Below are 17,860 nucleotides of genomic sequence, written 5' to 3'. Positions count from 1 at the left end.
TAATGCGACTGAAATATTTTCTGCTTTTTATAATCAGCCTGATCGCTCTGTCGATTTCAGGTTGTGAAGACGATGAGGTTGAACCTAAGGCGACCGATACTGAGACAGAGACGGAGACCGAAACGAAGTTCACCATTCCGACCTACGACGACGACTATTCAGATATTGCCTCGTGGTCAGACCGCAACAAATGGAACCTCGCAAACGTTCACGACCCGTCGGTTGCCTACTATGATGGATATTACTACATGTACGGCACCGATGCCTCGTATGGAAACGTACACGAAGGACACGGTCACTTTCAGGGCAAACGCTCCACCGACCTCGTTAATTGGGAATGGGTAGGCGGGCCCTTTTACGATCCGCCATCCTGGGTAGCCGACTCACTCAACGCCATCCGTTCGCGCATGGGGCTCGAAGCCATTCCCGAAGAAGACATTAACTACGGTTACTGGGCACCGGTAGTACGCCGGGTTAACGTTGGGGGACAAGATATCCTGCGAATGTACTACAGTATCATTATCGATAACTATATTAAATCGGGCAAAGCCAATACTGAAGCCAATTTTGACGGAAGCTGGACGGAACGCGCTTTTATCGGCATGTGTGAATCGACCGATCCGGCCGGGGCAGTATGGGAAGATAAGGGGTTTGTTACCACTTCGTCATCAGACCGTGGTCTTGACTACAGTCGCGACGGTTTATGGGATTGGAACGCCTATTTTTACTACAACGCCATCGACCCCACCTATATCGTAACTCCGGAAGGAAAACATTACCTGATACATGGTTCATGGCATAGCGGCTTCGCGCTATTGGAACTGGATGCAACTACAGGTAAACCTGTCAATACCCTCGGCGAACCTTATGCCGACAGTGTAAGTGAGCTCACGGCCCGGTATGGTAAAAGAATCGGCACCCGCTCAGCCTCCTCGCGCTGGCAGGCCAGCGAAGCTCCCGAAATAATTTACAAAGATGGTTACTACTATCTGTTCATGGCCTACGATGCACTTGACGTTCCATACAACACGCGAGTAGTCAGAAGCGAGAACATCGACGGGCCATACTACGACATCACCGGTCGCAACTTTACCAACGGAGAGGGGGACTGCTACCCGATTGTAACCCATCCATACAAATTCAATCTAAGCCATGGATGGGTAGGCATATCACACTGTGCTATTTTCAAAAAGGAAGATACCGACGAATGGTTTTACATGTCGCAGGGACGATTGCCTAAAGACATACCTGGCATCGCCGTTTCCAATGCCATTATGATGGGACATGTACGTCGCATTGTATGGTGTCCGGCCTCTAAAAGCGAGCCAGATAACCTGTGGCCTATAGCATTGCCCGAACGTTACGCAGCCGTACCCGATTACGGCACTATAACCAAAGACTCCCTTGTAGGCACATGGGAGCACATTAATCTTGAATACAAATATGGCCAACAAAATACAGCTTCCTCTCTGACCCTTAATGCCGACGGTACTATGTCGGGTGCACTGACAGGCAACTGGAGTTACGATTCAACAAAAAAGCAACTAACATTGGGTGACGTAATCGTTTGCGTTGAACGCGAAGTCGATTGGGAAGCATCCCCACGCCGCGTAACTTTAGTATATGCCGGAACTGAAAAAAATCTAAATGCGACCTATTGGGGTAAAAAGAAATAGTTATTGACAATAGACCGTCAACTGCTGAAATTATGAGCCCGGCCTAAAAAGCATCTTTGTTGCCAAACTCGTTGTTGTTTTAATTTTGACAAAAATATGCTTTTTATACTGCACTCAATTATTCTTACGTCAACCACTGATAAAAGTATGTTCCAATCGTTAAATAAATTCCCATTCCGATAATATCGTTCAGTGTTGTTACAAAAGGCCCGGTTGCACCAGCCGGGTCTATTTTTATTTTATTGAGGAAGAGCGGCACCACAGCACCAAATACAGATGCAAAAATAACCACCGAGAACATGGCGCCCGAAACAGTTAATGTCAAAGCCTCGGGTGAACCTAAGATAGAGTTGTATGCAAAGGCCAGTGTGGATAAAAGTGTTGCATTCAGGAACGCAACGCTGAATTCTTTCAAAATTCTTTTAACAGGAGAATCCAACCCCATGGTGCCCGCTGCAATCGACTGAACAACAATAGCCGATGATTGTATCCCCACATTACCGCCCATGGCAGCAATAAGCGGCATAAAAAACGCCAATTGGGGATAAACGTCCAACACTCCCTCAAAACTTCCTACAACGCGTGAACCAAACAATCCACCAACCAGCCCGATAAAAAGCCATGGCACTCTGGCCCGTGTCAACAACCAGACACTGTCTGAGGACTCCACGTCGCCCGTGATACCTGAAGCCAGTGCATAGTCTTTCCCGGCCTCTTCGCGCATAAAATCCACCACATCGTCGATGGTGATACGGCCCACGAGCCGGCCTATCGGATCAACAACAGGAAGGGCAACCAACCCGTACTTGTCCATTATATTACTTACCTCCTCGGCCGTGGCATCTACGCCTACAGAAATAACATCGGGGTTATAAATATCGCTTACCAGCTTATTGCTCGCACTCAAAAGAACCTTTTTCAGCGAAAGAGTTCCCTTTAACACCCCGTTATTGTCGACAACATACACGTAGTAAACCTCATCGATATTTTCGGCCTGACGACGCATACTCCTCAGGCAGGTAGGAATGCTCCAGCTTTCTTTGACTTTGATAAGCTCTTTAGCCATCAATCCACCTGCTGAATTCTCCTCATAATTAAGAAGATCAACAATATCGCTGGCAACATTAACATCTTCGATATATGAGAGAACTTCCTGCTGGCGGTCCAGATCAAGCTCCGATATGACATCAGCGGCATCGTCGGAGTCCATTTTATCGATAAACCTGCGGGCAATGACCTCACTCGGGAGCGCTTCAAGAAATCTTAAACGATCGTTCTCATCCAGTTCGATTATGACATCTGCCGCTTTGTCATCGTCGAGTAAGAAATAGATATACTTCGCTTCTTCGATGTTCAACTCTTCGAACAATTCGGCAATATCTGCCGGGTGGAGCTCGTCAAGAATTTCTGAAACTGCTTCGTTATCCTGATTCTCAATCAGGCTCTTCAGCTCATCTACAAATTCTCTGGTAAGTTCAAAATTGGCCATAACCTCTGGTTTTAGCATCCTACAAATAACAACAAAACGTTCACACAGAGGACTCAATCATCTTTGTAAGTCTGACAAACTCTTCCACACCAAGTTGTTCCGGTCGTTTTTGAAACAAGTCACTGTTGGCAGCTATCTGTTCATTCAGACCAAAACTTTTCAAGCTGTTGCGTAAAGTCTTTCTTCGTTGGTTGAAAGCTGTCTTAACCACTCTTAAAAACATTTTTTCATCACACCCGATATCCGTCACCCCGTTTCTGGTAAACCGAACAACTGCCGATTTCACCTTGGGAGGAGGTCTGAACACATGCTCATCTACCGTGAAAAGATATTCGGCATCGTACCATGCCTGCATCAAAACACTCAAAATCCCGTACTCTCTTCCACCGGGTGCGGAAGTTATTCGTCGCCCCACTTCGCGCTGTACCATTCCGGTAACATATTTTACCTGGTCGCGGTATTCAAGAACCTTAAAGAATATCTGGCTTGAAATATTGTAGGGAAAATTGCCGATAATTGAGATATTGCCGGTAAAAAGATCGGATAAATTAAGTTTTAAAAAATCGGCAGAAATTATTCTTCCGGCAAGCCCCGGAAAATTTTGATGAAGATAGTTAACGGATTCGTCATCCAGCTCAACAAGGGAAAGTTCGATGTCTGGTATTTTGGAAAGATATTGAGTGAGCACACCCATGCCGGGCCCTACTTCAAGCACCTGATAAGGCGGAAGGGGCAAACTCTCCACGATGCGCATGGCCACATGCTGATCGTTGAGAAAATGCTGTCCGAGGTATTTCTTGGGTTTGACTCTCTTCATCTTCCATGATCGCAAACAAATTGATGATTACACTGCTAAAAGGTGATTTTGACCATTTTCCATGAGGACCCACTTATTGGTGGACAACAAAACTTTTGGTCAAAAGAACCGTATTTTGTAAAATTGCATTTTGTTTGTGACACAAAGGTAAGACTTTTTATGTGGGAAAAAGCTTTCACTCCCCGACATTTTGTCTTTCCCGGTCAAAACGATAGATACTATCAATCACTGTTGATGAATCACCTTGTATCTAACATATAGAAATCTAACGGTCTATTGATTAGTCCGATCTAAAAAGCATCTTTGTTGACAAACTCTTTGTTTAAAATTTTTGAAACAAACATGAATTTTGGAGGGCCAAATTTTCAAAAAGGCATGAACAAAATTGGCTGACGCCGATCTTACAATTCATCGTGAGTCCCATCAGACCAATAATTTAGACAAATTTTGTACTGATAAATCCTCATTAACAACCGCTTTGCTATGCTGTAAAAATTAAAAACACCTTGATTTTGACAAAAAATGCTTCTTATACCATTTTCATCCGTATAAAATTTAATTATTAAGGTCGGATGAAACGAGCATGATTGAATTTTATACATGTCCGTTTGCGGCAAACTTTGTCATGCTCATTTCATTGATAATAAAACGTAATATGAAATGTCCTTCTCGTCAATAAAAGATGGGAAAACACCAATACAAGATGACTAAAATAATAAGTAAAGGGCTCCGGTTTTTCCTGTTTCTTTCAATAGGATTAATCATTCTTTGGTGGCTTTATAAGGATCAGGATCCTCAAAAGCTGACCGATATACTTAAAAAGGATGTTGGTTACGGATGGATATTCCTTTCGCTGGTAATGGGCCTCTTAAGCCACATCAGCCGTACCATCCGCTGGCAAATGCTTATTGAGCCGGTCGAAAAACGGCCGGGTCTTCTCAATACTTTCCTGGCTGTTATGATAGGGTACCTCGCAAACCTGGCCATTCCAAGGATGGGAGAAATTTCCAGATGCGCTGTCCTGAGTCGCTACGAGAAAAGCTCATTTTCCAGACTCGTCGGGACAGTAGTTACTGAACGTGTACTCGACATGATTATGCTGCTTTTATCGCTGGTCCTTGTGGTAATATTACAATACGGAGTATTTGTAGACGTCGTAAAAAACAAAATAAAACTGACACGCATCTCGGATTTTCTCTCTTCATGGGAATTTTATATCTCTGTTGTGTTATTGGCAGCTTTGATCGTGCTTTTCAGGAAAAAAATCGTTGGCGGAAAAATATTTTTAAAACTCAAAGAGCTGTGGGCAAAATTCAAGGAAGGTCTTTTCTCATACAGGAATGTAAAAAACAAGCCGATGTTTTTCATTCATACGATTTTGATTTTTGTGCTCTATTTTCTGATGATCTATGTCTGTTTCTTTGGTTTTCCCTTCACCCGCCACTTAGGCCCGGGGGCAGGACTAGCCGTTTTTGTGCTGGGGAGCTTCGGGATGGTAGCGCCTGTTCAGGGAGGAATTGGGCCGTGGCATTTTCTGGTTATTTCCACGCTGCTGTTTTTCGGTGTCGAAGGCACACAAGCTGCAGCTTTTGCTCTTCTGGTACATGGTTCGCTCAACGGAATGATTGTAGTAACGGGATTGCTTTCCCTTATTGCCATACCTCTCGTAAATAAAAGTAAAACCGTGAAATGAATAAACATATTCGGGGAAAGAAAATACTGACCACCTGTATTTCCATAATCACTATGGTCTGGGTGACTTACAGAATGTGGACATTCAGAGAATGGCCTGCGTTTTCAGCCTTCCTCCGGCAAAACTTTTCCGGTCTGACGGAAGTTTTGGTGCTGGTATTTTTTTTAATGTTTATCAATCTCGGGCTGGAAACCAGAAGATGGCAGTTACTGGTCCGCCAGGTTGCTTCCGTTCCGTTTTCGCAGGCACTGAAACAGGTCATTAAAGGTATCCAGTTGGGACTTATTACTCCCGCCCGCACTGGTGACCCTTTAGGGAAAGCCGCTTGTTTCGCGTCAAAAGAGCGTCCCCGGGTTATTTTGCTTTCCTTTGCCGGAAGTATTCTTCAGAATGTGGTTATTTTCGCATTCACACTTTATGCAATAGCACTGGCCGGTCAAACCGGAGATAAATACCTTGATACCATTTCGGGCTATTATTCATCCATCGATAGTTCCATTGTTATCTTTTCCATCATAATTCTGATTTTGATGATCGTGTTGCTATGGAAAATTATTGCCGGGAACAGGGTATACGCAAAAATCACGAAGGCATTTAAAGTGTTCAGATATTTTACAGTTGCAGATATTTTATATGTCGGAACGCTAACACTAATCCGGTATCTGGTTTTTTCTCTACAGTTCATAATTTTGCTTCGTTTTTTCGGATTACCTTCGACAGCATTAGGCTTTATCCCGGTTTTCCTTTTTTACGGAGCCATTACCTTCCTGCCATCACTCGGAGCGGGAGACGTGGGAATACGTTCTGCCATTGCACTGTTCATTTTTGGCGAAACGGCTGTTTCCGGGCCCGGAATAGTATTAGCCACCATGTTTATCTGGTTTTTCAACATAGCCCTGCCTGCTGTTACACCAGCTTTGATTCAACCTGTCCGTTACTCTTTGACACATTTAAAAAGCCGTTATTACAGGACGCCGACATAGGGCTTTAGCCCAAAAATCACCTGCCAATTGCAGCTTTTAAAGCGATTAGTTAATCAGACATTCTGATTAACCTAATCGAAAGTTGTGATTAACTTATCCGGAAAGGACAAAACAGTATATATCCAATTTGTCAAAACAATTTTCTATATTTGTTATTTAGTGTCTGTCCTTAAAATGCCACTTGCTGCACTATGCTTGCAGCTGGTAGTCTCTGAACAGAAACACATCTTGAAAAATTTTGGCGAAATTACCGGCAGGCCCTGTTTAATCTGATTACGAAGAGATTTGTGAATGTAGAAATCCTTTATTTATGGACAAACCAAAAATAAAACTCAACATATTAGGCTTATCCTATTCCCAAACACAATCAGGAGCTTATGCCCTGGTACTTGCCGAAGAGGAAGGCGAAAGACGAATCCCCATTATCATCGGAGCTGTTGAAGCCCAGTCGATAGCCATCAAACTGGAGGGACTTGAGCCTCCAAGACCGCTGACACACGATTTATTTCTGAATTTTGCCCGTGCCTTTAAAATAGACATCATCGAAGTGGTTATCTACAAACTCGAGGAAGGCATCTTTTATTCCGAGCTGGTTTGTTTATATAATGATGAAATCGTCAGGATAGATTCGCGAACATCGGACGCAGTATCACTGGCACTCCGCTTCAACTGTCCCATTTATACTTATGAAGAGATATTGCAAAAAGCAGGTATCGTTTTAGATTTCGGCGACCAGGACGAACCAACACCAGAAGCATCAAAAAAATCTTCGGGGAAAACAAGTGCCGGCCCCCGTAGTCCTCTGGCAGACAAGACAATGCAGGAGCTTAAGGACATGCTGAATGATGCTGTAGAAAAGGAAAACTATGAAAAAGCTTCCGAAATAAGAGATGAAATAAAACGACGTAAAAAATAATAACTCCTCATCTATGAAGCCTTCAAAACTCCGAACTTTAATGGTGTTGTTAGCGCTTTTTTTTATTCCTGCTACGCTTTTTGCCAATAATAATCCTGTAATATCTTCAGGCGGGGGGTTCACCATACAAAGTCTTTTCCGCGGTCTTTTGGGAATGGCTATCATCATGTTTATTGCATGGGTGTTCAGCACCAACCGGAAAGCCATATCATGGAGAGTCGTACTCACGGGACTGGCTATTCAGATTTCCCTTGCACTGGCCATTCTTTACGTGCCGTTTGTTCAGTCGGTATTTGATGTCCTGGGAAAAATATTTGTAAAAATTCTGAGTTTTTCAGACGAAGGTGCCAAATTTCTTTTTAAAAGTTTTTCGACCGGAGAAATAGAGGAACCGCTTCTCAACTTTGCCATTACCATTCTGCCCACGATCATTTTCTTTTCGGGACTCACCAGCATCCTTTTCTATTTTGGCATTATCCAGAAGGTTGTATACTGGCTGGCTCTGGGAATGACGAAACTATTGAAAATATCCGGAGCCGAAAGTCTTTCGGTAGCAGGAAACATTTTTCTCGGACAAACCGAATCTCCATTGATGATCAAGGCATATCTGGAAAAGATGAACCGGTCGGAGATGATGTTGGTCATGTCGGGAGGTATGGCCACACTGGCAGGGGGTGTTTTGGCCGTTTACATTAAGGTACTTGGCGGAGGCGATCCGGTTCAGGAGCTTATCTATGCCAAACACCTGCTGGCTGCTTCAATCATGGCTGCACCGGGTATCATTATTATTGCCAAGATGCTGGTGCCGCAAACGGAAAAAATCGATAAGGAAGTCGATGTGCCGAAAGAGAAAATCGGAAAAAATGTACTGGATGCTATATCAAACGGTACCACCGAAGGCATCCGGCTGGCTGTTAATGTAGCAGGAATGCTTTTGGTTTTTATCGCCCTCATTGCCATGCTCAATTTCATTTTTGTGAAAATTGGCGACTGGACAACATTGAATTCTCTTATTGCATCTGCAACCAACGGAGAATATACTCAATTGTCGCTGGAGTTCATACTGGGATATATATTCGCTCCGTTTATGTGGTTGCTGGGGGTTGCTGCAGAAGACATGGATCTGGTAGGACGTGTACTCGGGAAAAAATAATCATGACCGAATTTATAGGCTATGTAAGCCTGGGTGAACTGAAAGAGGCCGGTGCCTTTGTTCATGAAAAATCGATAATTATGGCCACTTATGTACTGGCAGGTTTTGCCAATTTTGCTTCCATCGGTATCCAGATTGGAGGGATCGGTGCCCTGGCTCCCGGGAAAAGAGTCCTGCTCTCTCAACTGGGCATGAGGGCTTTGCTTGCAGGCACACTTGCTTCTTTGCTTTCGGCTACAATTATCGGAATGATACTGGGGTGACAGGAAATTTTCATCCGTATAAAAATAAATTTGAAACAGGCTGCTGACTTTTTCAGCAGCCTCTATTTAAAGCGCAGACATGAGGCTTTCCTGCTATGCCGCCTTGCTTCAAAAAAAAAGCCGGAACATCGGGTGTTCCGGCCTTTTCTTATTTTCAAAATTTTTGATTTCTAAAGAATCGCATCCAGTTTGGAAGCCAGAGCGGCCTTCGGAACAGCTCCAACCTGTTTATCAACAACTTCACCATCCTTGAAAAACAGGATGGTCGGAATATTACGGATACCGAACTTTACAGATGTTTCGGGGTTACCATCCACATCCATCTTGGCTATTACCGCTTTGTCCTTGTATTCCCCGGCAAGCTCTGCCACAATAGGGGACACCAGCCTGCAGGGACCACACCATTCGGCCCAAAAATCAACCAAAACAGGTTTGTCTGACTTCAAGACTACGTCTTCAAAATTAGAATCGGTTACTTCAACTGTCATAATTTCAATAGTTTAAAAATATCAATTATTTAATTTCAATAATCCGGGAGGCCATTGGCCTTTTCTATATTGTATACAACAACAGGCAATTATACATGAAGCGGGTCTAACCTTTCTACCTTTACTCCATGCAAATTGATTGCTGGCTATTGCTATTAACAACACCTTTCTCGTGCGCTTGTTCAAATATAAATATTTTTTCAGAACCCATTCAGGACAAATTTATCTGCAACTCAGGATGTTCATCAAAAAACTGAAGAACATCTTTTTGAGAAAGGTCAATACGAGCCGAACGCGACAATAGTTGCACACGGTTATGTTCATTGGCGGGATCGAAGACATGAACTCTTAACGACACATTTCCTCGATTATCGAGCATCACGCTGGCCAGTTCATTCACAAGCTCTTCAGTAATTTTATCGACAGGAACATTCAGAGTAAGGCTTCGCACGTGGTTCTCCAGAACATCATCCAGAAAAGAGATGGAATTTATCTTCGTCTCCAACTCATCGGGTCGGTATTTTTTAGGCTGTACCTTTCCTTTTATCAACAGGAAAATGCTGCCATCATCAGGGATAGTATGGTATTTACTATAATCGTTGTAATCGCGTCCAAAAAGGGCGAAATCATAAGACCCTGAATAATCCTCAATGGTGATAATGGCGAACGGGTTTTCCTTGACCCTGGTAACGCCGCGCCGGATTCCGGTAACCATACCTCCGACAATAAAACTTCTTCCGTTAAGGGCCGAAAGATCGCTCAGTTCGCTTAGCTCGGTATTACAGTAATGCCTGAGTTCAAACCTGAACCGATCAAGCGGATGTGCCGAAAGATAAATACCTATCAACTCTTTTTCCCGCTTCAGCTTTTCGATATTGGTAAATTCAGGCACCTTTGGAATTGAAGGTCGTTTTACGGCAACCGTCATGTCGACGGCACCAAAGAGTGACACCTGATTACTTGCTTTATCGGCCTGAAAGAGGTTGCCATACCGCAACAACCTTTCAATAAAGGTCCCTTCTTCACCATCGCTGACGGCAAAAAACTGGGCTCTGTTAATTTCTCCCAGATTATCGAATGCGCCTGCAGCTGCCAATGCCTCAATATTTTTTTTGTTTACCGTTTGCAGGTTCACACGTTCCACAAAATCAAAAATATCCTTAAAAGGTCCTCCTTCTTCACGTTTTCGGATAATTTCCTCCACGGCACCGGCGCCAACACCTTTAATACCTGCCATCCCAAAACGGATGGCACCTTCGGCATTTACGGTAAACTTCCTGAAACTTTCATTCACGTCAGGGCCAAGAACTTCGAGTCCCATCCGGCGGCACTCGTCCATAAAAGTGGTTATCTTCGTAATGTCGTTCAGGTTTCGGCTTAACACACCCGACATAAACTCGGCCGGATAGTGGGCCTTCAGGTAGCCGGTCTGATAAGCCACATAAGCATAGCAAACCGAGTGCGATTTGTTGAACGCATAACTGGCAAATGCTTCCCAGTCTTTCCATATCTTTTCAATTAGCTGATCAGGCTCTTTATTGACTTCCTTACAACCTTTAAGAAAGGCTTCGTTCTTTTTACACCCCTCATAAAACTTCACTTTCAGCTTAGCCATCAGGTCGGCCAGCTTTTTCCCCATCGCTTTCCGCAACGAGTCCGACTCACCCCTTGTAAAGCCTGCCAGCGCACGGGAAAGGAGCATCACCTGCTCCTGAAATACCGTAATACCATAAGTATCTTTCAGGAAAGGCTCCATCATCGGATGATCATAGTTGATTTCCTGTTTGCCGTGTTTGCGCGCAATGTAATCGGGGATATATTCAATTGGTCCCGGCCGGTAAAGTGCGTTCATGGCAACCAGGTCTTCAAACCGGTTGGGCTGAAGCGCTCTCAGGTGTTTCTTCATCCCGGGGGACTCGAACTGAAAGATGGCGGTTGTATCGCCCCGGCTAAATAATTCAAAAGTTGCCGGATCATCGGGCGGAAGCTTCTCTATATCTATATCGATGTTTTTGGACAGCTTAATATTTTCGAGGGTTTCTTTAATGATAGACAACGTCTTAAGACCCAGAAAATCCATTTTCAGGAGGCCAATGGCTTCAACAAAACGCCCGTCGTATTGCGTCGTCATCAATTCCTCATCTTTGGTAGCAATCAACGGGATATGCTGTTCCAGAGGATCCCTTCCGATAAGTACACCACAGGCATGCACACCGGTTTGACGTACCGAACCTTCGAGGGTACAGGCAAAATTCATGGTCTTCAGCACCTTATCTTCACCGTTGGTTCTTGCCTCCAACATCCTTTCGGCAAATATTTTGTAAATTTCCAGTTTGCTTTCATCCTTGCCTTTTCCTGCATTACGGGCAGCCCTGAGTTCATTGTCAATTCTTTTGATGGCATCTTCGAGGCTGCCGGCTTCACGTTCTCTTTTCAGCACTTCATCATAGGCGTTGGCGAGTTTGGTACCGGGACGTTCGGGTATAAGCCTGGCAAGTTTATCGGTATCGGGAAGCGGTAATTTCAGTACCCGTCCCACATCACGGATAGCCAGCCTGGCTGCCATGGTTCCAAATGTGCAGATATGAGCCACTTTATCCTGACCATATTTTTTGGCTACCCAGTCAAGTACAAGCTGCCGACCGTCATCGTCAAAGTCGATGTCCACATCGGGCATAGAGATACGATCGGGATTCAGAAAACGCTCAAAAAGCAGATCGTGCTTAATGGGATCAATATTGGTAATCCCCACGCAATAGGATACTGCAGCACCGGCGGCAGAGCCACGACCCGGGCCGACCAAAACACCCATGTTGCGGGCTGCATTAATAAAGTCCTGAATAATAAGGAAATAACCTGGGAAACCCATGGTTTTAATGGTATTCAGCTCAAAATCGAGTCGTTCCTTTACGTCGTCAGGAACAGGATCACCATATCGCGACGGGTCTTTAGCTCCCTCGTAAGCAAGATGAGACAGATAGTCCGACTCAAGTTTAACACGTATCAGGTGTTCGTAATCTCCTCCCAATGTATCGTATCTGTCTCCAAACTCTTCGCGAAGAGCTTCTTCCGGATATTTTTCTTTATACCCTTCAAACGTTCCGAAGTCGGATGGAATAGGGAAAAAGGGCATGATGGGTGCCGAGTTCAGGTCGTATTCCTCTACTTTATCGGCAATTTCCATTGTATTCAGCAAAGCCTCCGGAACATCGCTGAAAAGCTCGTTCATTTCAGCAGTGGTTTTAAACCATTCCTGCTTGGTATAACGCATACGGTTTTCGTCATCGAAATCTTTACCGGTATTCAGGCAAATAAGCAAATCGTGCGCCTCGGCATCTTCGGCATCGGTAAAATGTACATCATTGGCCGCGATGACTTTAACATCCAACTCTTTTGAAAAGGCAAGCAAGGTCTTATTAACCAGAATCTGGTTCTCGTAAACTTCTTTTCTTAACCCGGGATCTTCGGCAGGATGACGCTGTAATTCAAGATAAAAATCGTTTCCAAAAACCCTTTTAAACCAAAGAATGGCCTCTCGGGCACCATCAATATCGCCGGCAATAATCTTCTGCGGAATTTCTCCTCCAAGACATGCCGTCGTAACAATAAGTCCATCGTGATACTGTTCAAGCAGATTTTTGTCAATCCGGGGTTTGTAATAAAACCCCTCAATGTTGGCAATCGATATCAGCTTAAGCAGGTTTTTGTAGCCGGTCCGGTTTTTAGCCAGCAAAATAAGATGATCGCCCCGTCCGTCAAGCTTGCTGTCGGTTTTATCATAAATCGTACGCGCAGCAACATAGGTTTCACAGCCGAGAATGGGTTTGATGGCGTTTTTCCGACATGTGTCAAAAAACTCTTTAATCCCGAACATAGTACCATGATCGGTGAGAGCAAGAGCCCTCATGCCATCATTTCCAGCCTTGGTTACGAGGTCACCCACACTGGCAGCACCATCGAGTATAGAATACTGAGAGTGAACGTGAAGATGTGTAAAAGGTATGCGCTTCATATTATCTTTAATATATTTAACAGATTATCAGGCACATGGCTGCCTGTTCGAAGAATAAACGGCAACAAGCTAAGAATTCATGATACAAAAATATCTAAATTTTTTGATTGGAAAATTCCCGGATAAAACTTCCCTTTGGCGAAAAAACCTCCCCTGCCAGTGTCATAATACCAGTGATCAACATCACAGCCATTATCCTGAGCAGTAAAATGACAAAAAGTATAAGGAAAAGACCCAAAGATGTTTCGTAAACCAATAAATCGCTTTATATTTGCACTCGCAAAAATGTAGGTTGTTTAATTTGTAATTTATTGAAAACATGCCCGTAAAAATCAGATTAGCGAGACACGGACGCAAAAGGTATGCTTACTACCACATTGTGGTAGCAGATAGCAGGGCGCCACGAGATGGTAAATACATCGAGCGGATTGGTTCGTACAATCCCAACACAAATCCTGCTACGATTGAACTTAATTTCGACAAAGCCTTAGACTGGCTTGGCAAAGGCGCCCAACCTACTGACACTGCCCGTGCAATTTTGAGTTACAAAGGTGTACTCATGAAAAAACACCTGCTCGAAGGCGTTAAAAAAGGTGCTTTTGACGAAGCCGAGGCTGAACGCCGATTCCAAAAATGGATGGAAGAGAAAGAAGCCAGGATACAGGCCAAAAAAGACCAGGTTTCGGCTGAAAGTGAAAAAGAACGCAAAGCACGTCTCGAACGTGAAGCCAAAATTAATGCTGAAAGAGCCGAAAAACTGGCCAAGCGTAATGCAGAAATGGCTGCCAAAGCAGAAGCAGAACAGAAAGCAAAAAATGCTCAATCCGGCGCCGAAGAAACGGCTGCTGAAGAGCCTAAAGCTGAAACTTCTGAAGAACCAAAGGCTGAAGAAAAAACGGCTGCTGAAGAAACCAAAGCTGAAGTTGCTGAAGAACCTAAGCCTGAGACTTCTGAGGAATCTAAGCCTGAGACTTCTGAGGAATCTAAAACTGAGACTTCTGAGGAATCTAAAACTGAAGAAAAAACAGCTGCTTCCGACGAAGAAACCAAAAAGGAAGAATAGTTTTTCTTGCTTCTTTTTGAAAGAAAATAAAAAAGCCGCCCCTCGGGGGTGGCTTTTTTATTTTATGAATGAGCCCGTTCTAAAAAGCATCTTTTGTGGCCAGACTCAGGAATGATGAGCCCATTGCTTCCAGACCAAGACCGGGTTTCCCCTGAACTATCGATACCGGCTGTCAACATCTGCCCAGGCAAATACTTGTGAACCAGGTAAACTTTTATCAGTTGTATATAATAGCTTTAGCAACAACTGTATGATTATCAGCTGTTATTTTTAAGAAATAAATACCTGATTTTTGGGTTAAGTTAATGCTAACTAAATCGGTGTTAAACTCAATTATTTGATCTACAATGTTTCCCGATAAATCAGTAATTTCAATATCTGCCCGATTTACTGTCTGAGGGAACCGAATATAAAGTTTTTCTTTTGCAGGATTAGGAAAAATATTAATATCGTAATTATTAACATTATCAATAATCCCGACACTTAAAATTTCGTAACATGCCGATATCTCCACGCAATCATCCAGAGTAATTTCTACTGCGTAATTTCCATTCCCTGCAGGAATAAATGACTGACTATTTTCCCCGCTAATAACAGCCATATTATCATCGCAATTTAACCATTGATAATCTGCTCCGTCTTGTGTTGCCACAAGCGTATTATTATCAACCATTTCAACAGAATTATCAATATTGATTATTTCTAAATTAATTTCAATTATTGAATCGCAAGACATTGAGTTAGGAATCGTGTCATAATATATTCCCGATTCATATAATACATCTCCCGACGGGGTTAAATAATCCCCGCAAGCCGTAACAGAAATTGTGCTTGCAGTATGTCCAATTATATTGATTGTCTCGTAATAAGTGCTATCAAGTCCTGTTACGGTATCACTTACTGCTAAACTCACATTATAATTGCCTGCAACGTGGTAGATATGACTAACATCAAAACCTTCACTAAAACTGCCATCTCCAAAATCCCATAAGTAAATATCCCCATCAATACTAAGATTGTGGAAATCAATGATTGTGGAATCACAGTTTTCATTGCGGTTGTAGGTAAACTTAGCAATAGGCAAGGCGTTTTTCACGATGGTATCAATGGTCGGGGAACTCCACATTCCCATTGTATCCTGAAATTGGCAATGCAAAGTGTATTCTCCTTCCATCATTTGTGTCATGTCAATTTGCTCTGTCAATGAAAGAATACTTTGAGCCGGAACCACAGGCAGGTTAACAGCGTTTTCAAAATCATCATCAAACCAGTAGCGATAAGCCACAATGTTATTGTCTGCAGATAGAGAAACCGAAATTTTATAAATAAACTGCGCAATGGGACTGCTCCACTGGCCGCGTGAATCTTTATAACGGATATAAAAAGCATGAATACCGGAACTCAATGCGCCAGCATCAATATCGCGGAGCAACTCAAAATCCTGTACAGGCGTGACAGGTTGATTGACTGCGTTGTTGTAATCATCATCGAACCAGTACTGATAAGCGGTAATTTCATTGGCTGATATGCCTGTGTTTTGCTCCGGAATTTTATAAATAAACTGCGCAAGGGGGCTGCTCCACTGGCCGCGTGAATCTTTATAACGGATATAAAAAACATGAACACCCGTACTCAATGAACCGGCATCAATATCGCCGAGCAACACAAAATCCTGTGCAGGCGTGACAGGTTGATTGACTGCGTTGTTGTAATCATCATCAAACCAATATTGATATGCGGCAATTTCATTGGTTGATATGCCCGTGTTTTGCTCCGGAATTTTATAAATAAACTGCGCAAGGGGGCAACTCCATAAGGCATTTTCGTCCTTAAACCGGATATAAAACAAATGAACACCCGTATTCAACCCGGATGCATCAATATCGCTGTTCAGGTTGAAATTTTGCTCTGGTACAACAGTATTACTAATTGCACCACTAAAGTTATCATCGAACCAATATTGATACGTGCTGATATTATTCTGCGAAATACCCAAAACAGATAGTACAGTAAAGAATATCAGAAATATAAGTCTATCCATAACTAATTATCTTGGGCATTTACATTGATATGAATATTTAATAAACCGTTTTCGTCAGTACCTGATGAGATGTTTTTAAAGCTTATATGCGGGTTTTGGGGCACAAATCCTTCTTTCAAAGGGAAAAGTCCGCCATAAACACCAACCTGTGTGCCATCATCACCAGGGTATGTGGTTTCAGCCCCCGAGTCTAAATGGTAATTGTCATCGAAACTGAAACTAAGAGCCGGTGGGGCTACAAAAACGGATGAAAGGTCCACGTTTTTATAATTATTAACATCAATAGGACTTACCCCCAACCCCGGAGCATCATCAATAAACACGCAATTTTTAACTGTGTTTGAAGCGCCTTCAATGATAGCGCTTGATGTGGTGTGAAAAATATTGTTGGTAATTGTGTTTGTATTCGATGCTGAAATAACATCATAAGAAGTAGAAGAGGGATTGTACAGAAAACTACAATTTTTTATTGTATTAGACATTGAGTTAAACACCCTATTGTTAAAAATGGAATTGGTTATAAGGCTGTTTGTTACACCCTGTAAATCAACAGAATTTATAAACACACACTGAATAAACGCATAATTTTCCCGGTTTGTGTTGGGTGTTCCATTATAGCCAAAGTCAATGTTTGAATTAAACTTACACCGAACAAACGATACATCATCCACAACATGACTATAATTTACATGAATATAGTCAGAAAACTGCATGCCTTCAAAATACAGGCCGTCAGCACCATTATTAATATTAACTGGTCCACTGATTTGAGTGATGTAGGTTGCAGCGGTTGAGTCGGGATGAATGCCTGCCCCTAAAATTTTCACTCCTTTTTCAAAACCGGACGGGGCCGTAAATCCGCCACCTGATAAATAAAGGGTATCGCCGTTTACTGCTAAAGCATAAGCATCAGCCAGGGCTGTATTGCCGGTAAATACAGTGGTAGCGTCAGTGCTGTGTAGCACAATAACAGATTGTGCATTTACCATGGTGTAAGCACACAAGATTGAAAGAATAATCCATATTTTTTTCATGTTCGTAAATGATTTTGATAAATGCACTAAGCTCTGTGCAATTTATTTATTAAACAATAAATTTTTAGAGTTAATATGTTGAGGCTTATTGTGTTGTTAATAAATGATAATCCGTGTTAATGAAGATAAAACTTTATTTTTAAATTGCAATGGATTATCTATAAAATTTTTACTTACAGTGACTTTTGTATTGCTATTCACCAATATTCAAGTGCCCTTCGGCATGCTCAGA

12 protein-coding genes and 1 pseudogene are annotated in these 17,860 nt (G+C 42.8%); 7 read left to right on the top strand and 6 right to left on the bottom strand.

The features are described from left to right. The first annotated feature begins 2 nt into the window (after positions 1–2). Entirely contained in the window at positions 3–1,676 is a 1,674-nt protein-coding gene (locus ATH1_RS0108780) for an arabinan endo-1,5-alpha-L-arabinosidase (RefSeq protein ID WP_010420328.1), read from the top strand. Between the two features lie 124 nt (positions 1,677–1,800). On the opposite strand, the gene mgtE is transcribed toward ATH1_RS0108780, so the two are convergent. Both mgtE and rsmA read right to left on the bottom strand, forming a co-directional pair. Continuing rightward, the gene (mgtE, locus tag ATH1_RS0108775; protein WP_010420327.1) at positions 1,801–3,165 is read right to left on the bottom strand and encodes a magnesium transporter; all 1,365 of its coding nucleotides are present in this window, start codon (positions 3,163–3,165) and stop codon (positions 1,801–1,803) included. 40 nt (positions 3,166–3,205) lie between these two features. Continuing rightward, on the bottom strand, positions 3,206–3,982 hold the full coding sequence (gene rsmA, locus ATH1_RS0108770; protein ID WP_010420326.1) for a 16S rRNA (adenine(1518)-N(6)/adenine(1519)-N(6))-dimethyltransferase RsmA: 777 nt from the start codon (positions 3,980–3,982) through the stop codon (positions 3,206–3,208). A 703-nt stretch (positions 3,983–4,685) separates the two neighbouring features. Here rsmA and ATH1_RS0108765 point away from each other — a divergent pair. The 4 genes and pseudogenes from ATH1_RS0108765 to ATH1_RS19255 all read left to right on the top strand — a co-directional run bounded on the left by ATH1_RS0108765 (position 4,686) and on the right by ATH1_RS19255 (position 8,990). Further along, positions 4,686–5,675 (top strand): lysylphosphatidylglycerol synthase transmembrane domain-containing protein, encoded by a 990-nt coding sequence (locus tag ATH1_RS0108765; protein WP_029164044.1) that lies wholly within the window; start codon positions 4,686–4,688, stop codon positions 5,673–5,675. Then, the gene (locus tag ATH1_RS0108760) at positions 5,672–6,658 is read left to right on the top strand and encodes a hypothetical protein (protein WP_010420324.1); all 987 of its coding nucleotides are present in this window, start codon (positions 5,672–5,674) and stop codon (positions 6,656–6,658) included. The genes ATH1_RS0108765 and ATH1_RS0108760 overlap by 4 nt, the downstream gene beginning before the upstream one ends. Before the next feature lie 310 nt (positions 6,659–6,968). After that, positions 6,969–7,574 (top strand): bifunctional nuclease family protein, encoded by a 606-nt coding sequence (locus tag ATH1_RS0108755; protein WP_010420323.1) that lies wholly within the window; start codon positions 6,969–6,971, stop codon positions 7,572–7,574. A gap of 13 nt (positions 7,575–7,587) precedes the next feature. Further along, a pseudogene (locus ATH1_RS19255) lies at positions 7,588–8,990 on the top strand (NupC/NupG family nucleoside CNT transporter). Positions 8,991–9,160: 170 nt separating this feature from the next. On the opposite strand, the gene trxA reads toward ATH1_RS19255, so the two are convergent. Further along, complete coding sequence (trxA, locus tag ATH1_RS0108740) at positions 9,161–9,478, bottom strand: thioredoxin (protein ID WP_010420319.1); 318 nt, start codon at positions 9,476–9,478, stop codon at positions 9,161–9,163. 211 nt (positions 9,479–9,689) lie between these two features. Next, the gene (gene dnaE, locus ATH1_RS0108735; RefSeq protein ID WP_010420318.1) at positions 9,690–13,490 is read right to left on the bottom strand and encodes a DNA polymerase III subunit alpha; all 3,801 of its coding nucleotides are present in this window, start codon (positions 13,488–13,490) and stop codon (positions 9,690–9,692) included. Between the two features lie 319 nt (positions 13,491–13,809). Here dnaE and ATH1_RS0108725 point away from each other — a divergent pair, with 319 nt between their 5' ends. Then, on the top strand, positions 13,810–14,553 hold the full coding sequence (locus tag ATH1_RS0108725) for a 30S ribosomal protein S16 (RefSeq protein ID WP_029164043.1): 744 nt from the start codon (positions 13,810–13,812) through the stop codon (positions 14,551–14,553). Between the two features lie 217 nt (positions 14,554–14,770). Here the strand turns inward: ATH1_RS0108725 and ATH1_RS0108720 are convergent, their stop codons facing one another. Next, a complete protein-coding gene (locus ATH1_RS0108720; protein WP_162096782.1) occupies positions 14,771–16,402 on the bottom strand; it encodes a T9SS type A sorting domain-containing protein in 1,632 nt (543 codons plus the stop codon). Between ATH1_RS0108720 and ATH1_RS21615 the strand changes: the two genes are divergently transcribed. Beyond that, on the top strand, positions 16,403–16,558 hold the full coding sequence (locus tag ATH1_RS21615; RefSeq protein WP_162096781.1) for a hypothetical protein: 156 nt from the start codon (positions 16,403–16,405) through the stop codon (positions 16,556–16,558). A gap of 38 nt (positions 16,559–16,596) precedes the next feature. Here ATH1_RS21615 and ATH1_RS0108715 read toward each other — a convergent pair whose 3' ends face one another. Next, the gene (locus ATH1_RS0108715) at positions 16,597–17,628 is read right to left on the bottom strand and encodes a hypothetical protein (RefSeq protein ID WP_010420310.1); all 1,032 of its coding nucleotides are present in this window, start codon (positions 17,626–17,628) and stop codon (positions 16,597–16,599) included. Positions 17,629–17,860: the final 232 nt, after the last annotated feature.

Origin of the sequence: Anaerophaga thermohalophila DSM 12881, from assembly GCF_000191885.1 — a bacterium.
GTDB classification, from domain to species: Bacteria; Bacteroidota; Bacteroidia; order Bacteroidales; family Marinilabiliaceae; genus Anaerophaga; species Anaerophaga thermohalophila.
Note: the sequence above shows the minus strand (reverse complement) of the source record. Positions and strands in the feature narration are given on the sequence as shown.

What these genes read in the sequence shown, in the direction of transcription:
- dnaE (WP_010420318.1), bottom strand. Translation starts at nt 13,490, where the DNA reads ATGAAGCGCATACCTTTTACACATCTTCACGTTCACTCTCAGTATTCT.
- ATH1_RS0108780 (WP_010420328.1), top strand. Translation starts at nt 3, where the DNA reads ATGCGACTGAAATATTTTCTGCTTTTTATAATCAGCCTGATCGCTCTG.
- ATH1_RS0108755 (WP_010420323.1), top strand. Translation starts at nt 6,969, where the DNA reads ATGGACAAACCAAAAATAAAACTCAACATATTAGGCTTATCCTATTCC.
- ATH1_RS0108765 (WP_029164044.1), top strand. Translation starts at nt 4,686, where the DNA reads ATGACTAAAATAATAAGTAAAGGGCTCCGGTTTTTCCTGTTTCTTTCA.
- mgtE (WP_010420327.1), bottom strand. Translation starts at nt 3,165, where the DNA reads ATGGCCAATTTTGAACTTACCAGAGAATTTGTAGATGAGCTGAAGAGC.
- rsmA (WP_010420326.1), bottom strand. Translation starts at nt 3,982, where the DNA reads ATGAAGAGAGTCAAACCCAAGAAATACCTCGGACAGCATTTTCTCAAC.
- trxA (WP_010420319.1), bottom strand. Translation starts at nt 9,478, where the DNA reads ATGACAGTTGAAGTAACCGATTCTAATTTTGAAGACGTAGTCTTGAAG.
- ATH1_RS0108725 (WP_029164043.1), top strand. Translation starts at nt 13,810, where the DNA reads ATGCCCGTAAAAATCAGATTAGCGAGACACGGACGCAAAAGGTATGCT.
- ATH1_RS21615 (WP_162096781.1), top strand. Translation starts at nt 16,403, where the DNA reads ATGAACACCCGTATTCAACCCGGATGCATCAATATCGCTGTTCAGGTT.
- ATH1_RS0108715 (WP_010420310.1), bottom strand. Translation starts at nt 17,628, where the DNA reads ATGAAAAAAATATGGATTATTCTTTCAATCTTGTGTGCTTACACCATG.
- ATH1_RS0108760 (WP_010420324.1), top strand. Translation starts at nt 5,672, where the DNA reads ATGAATAAACATATTCGGGGAAAGAAAATACTGACCACCTGTATTTCC.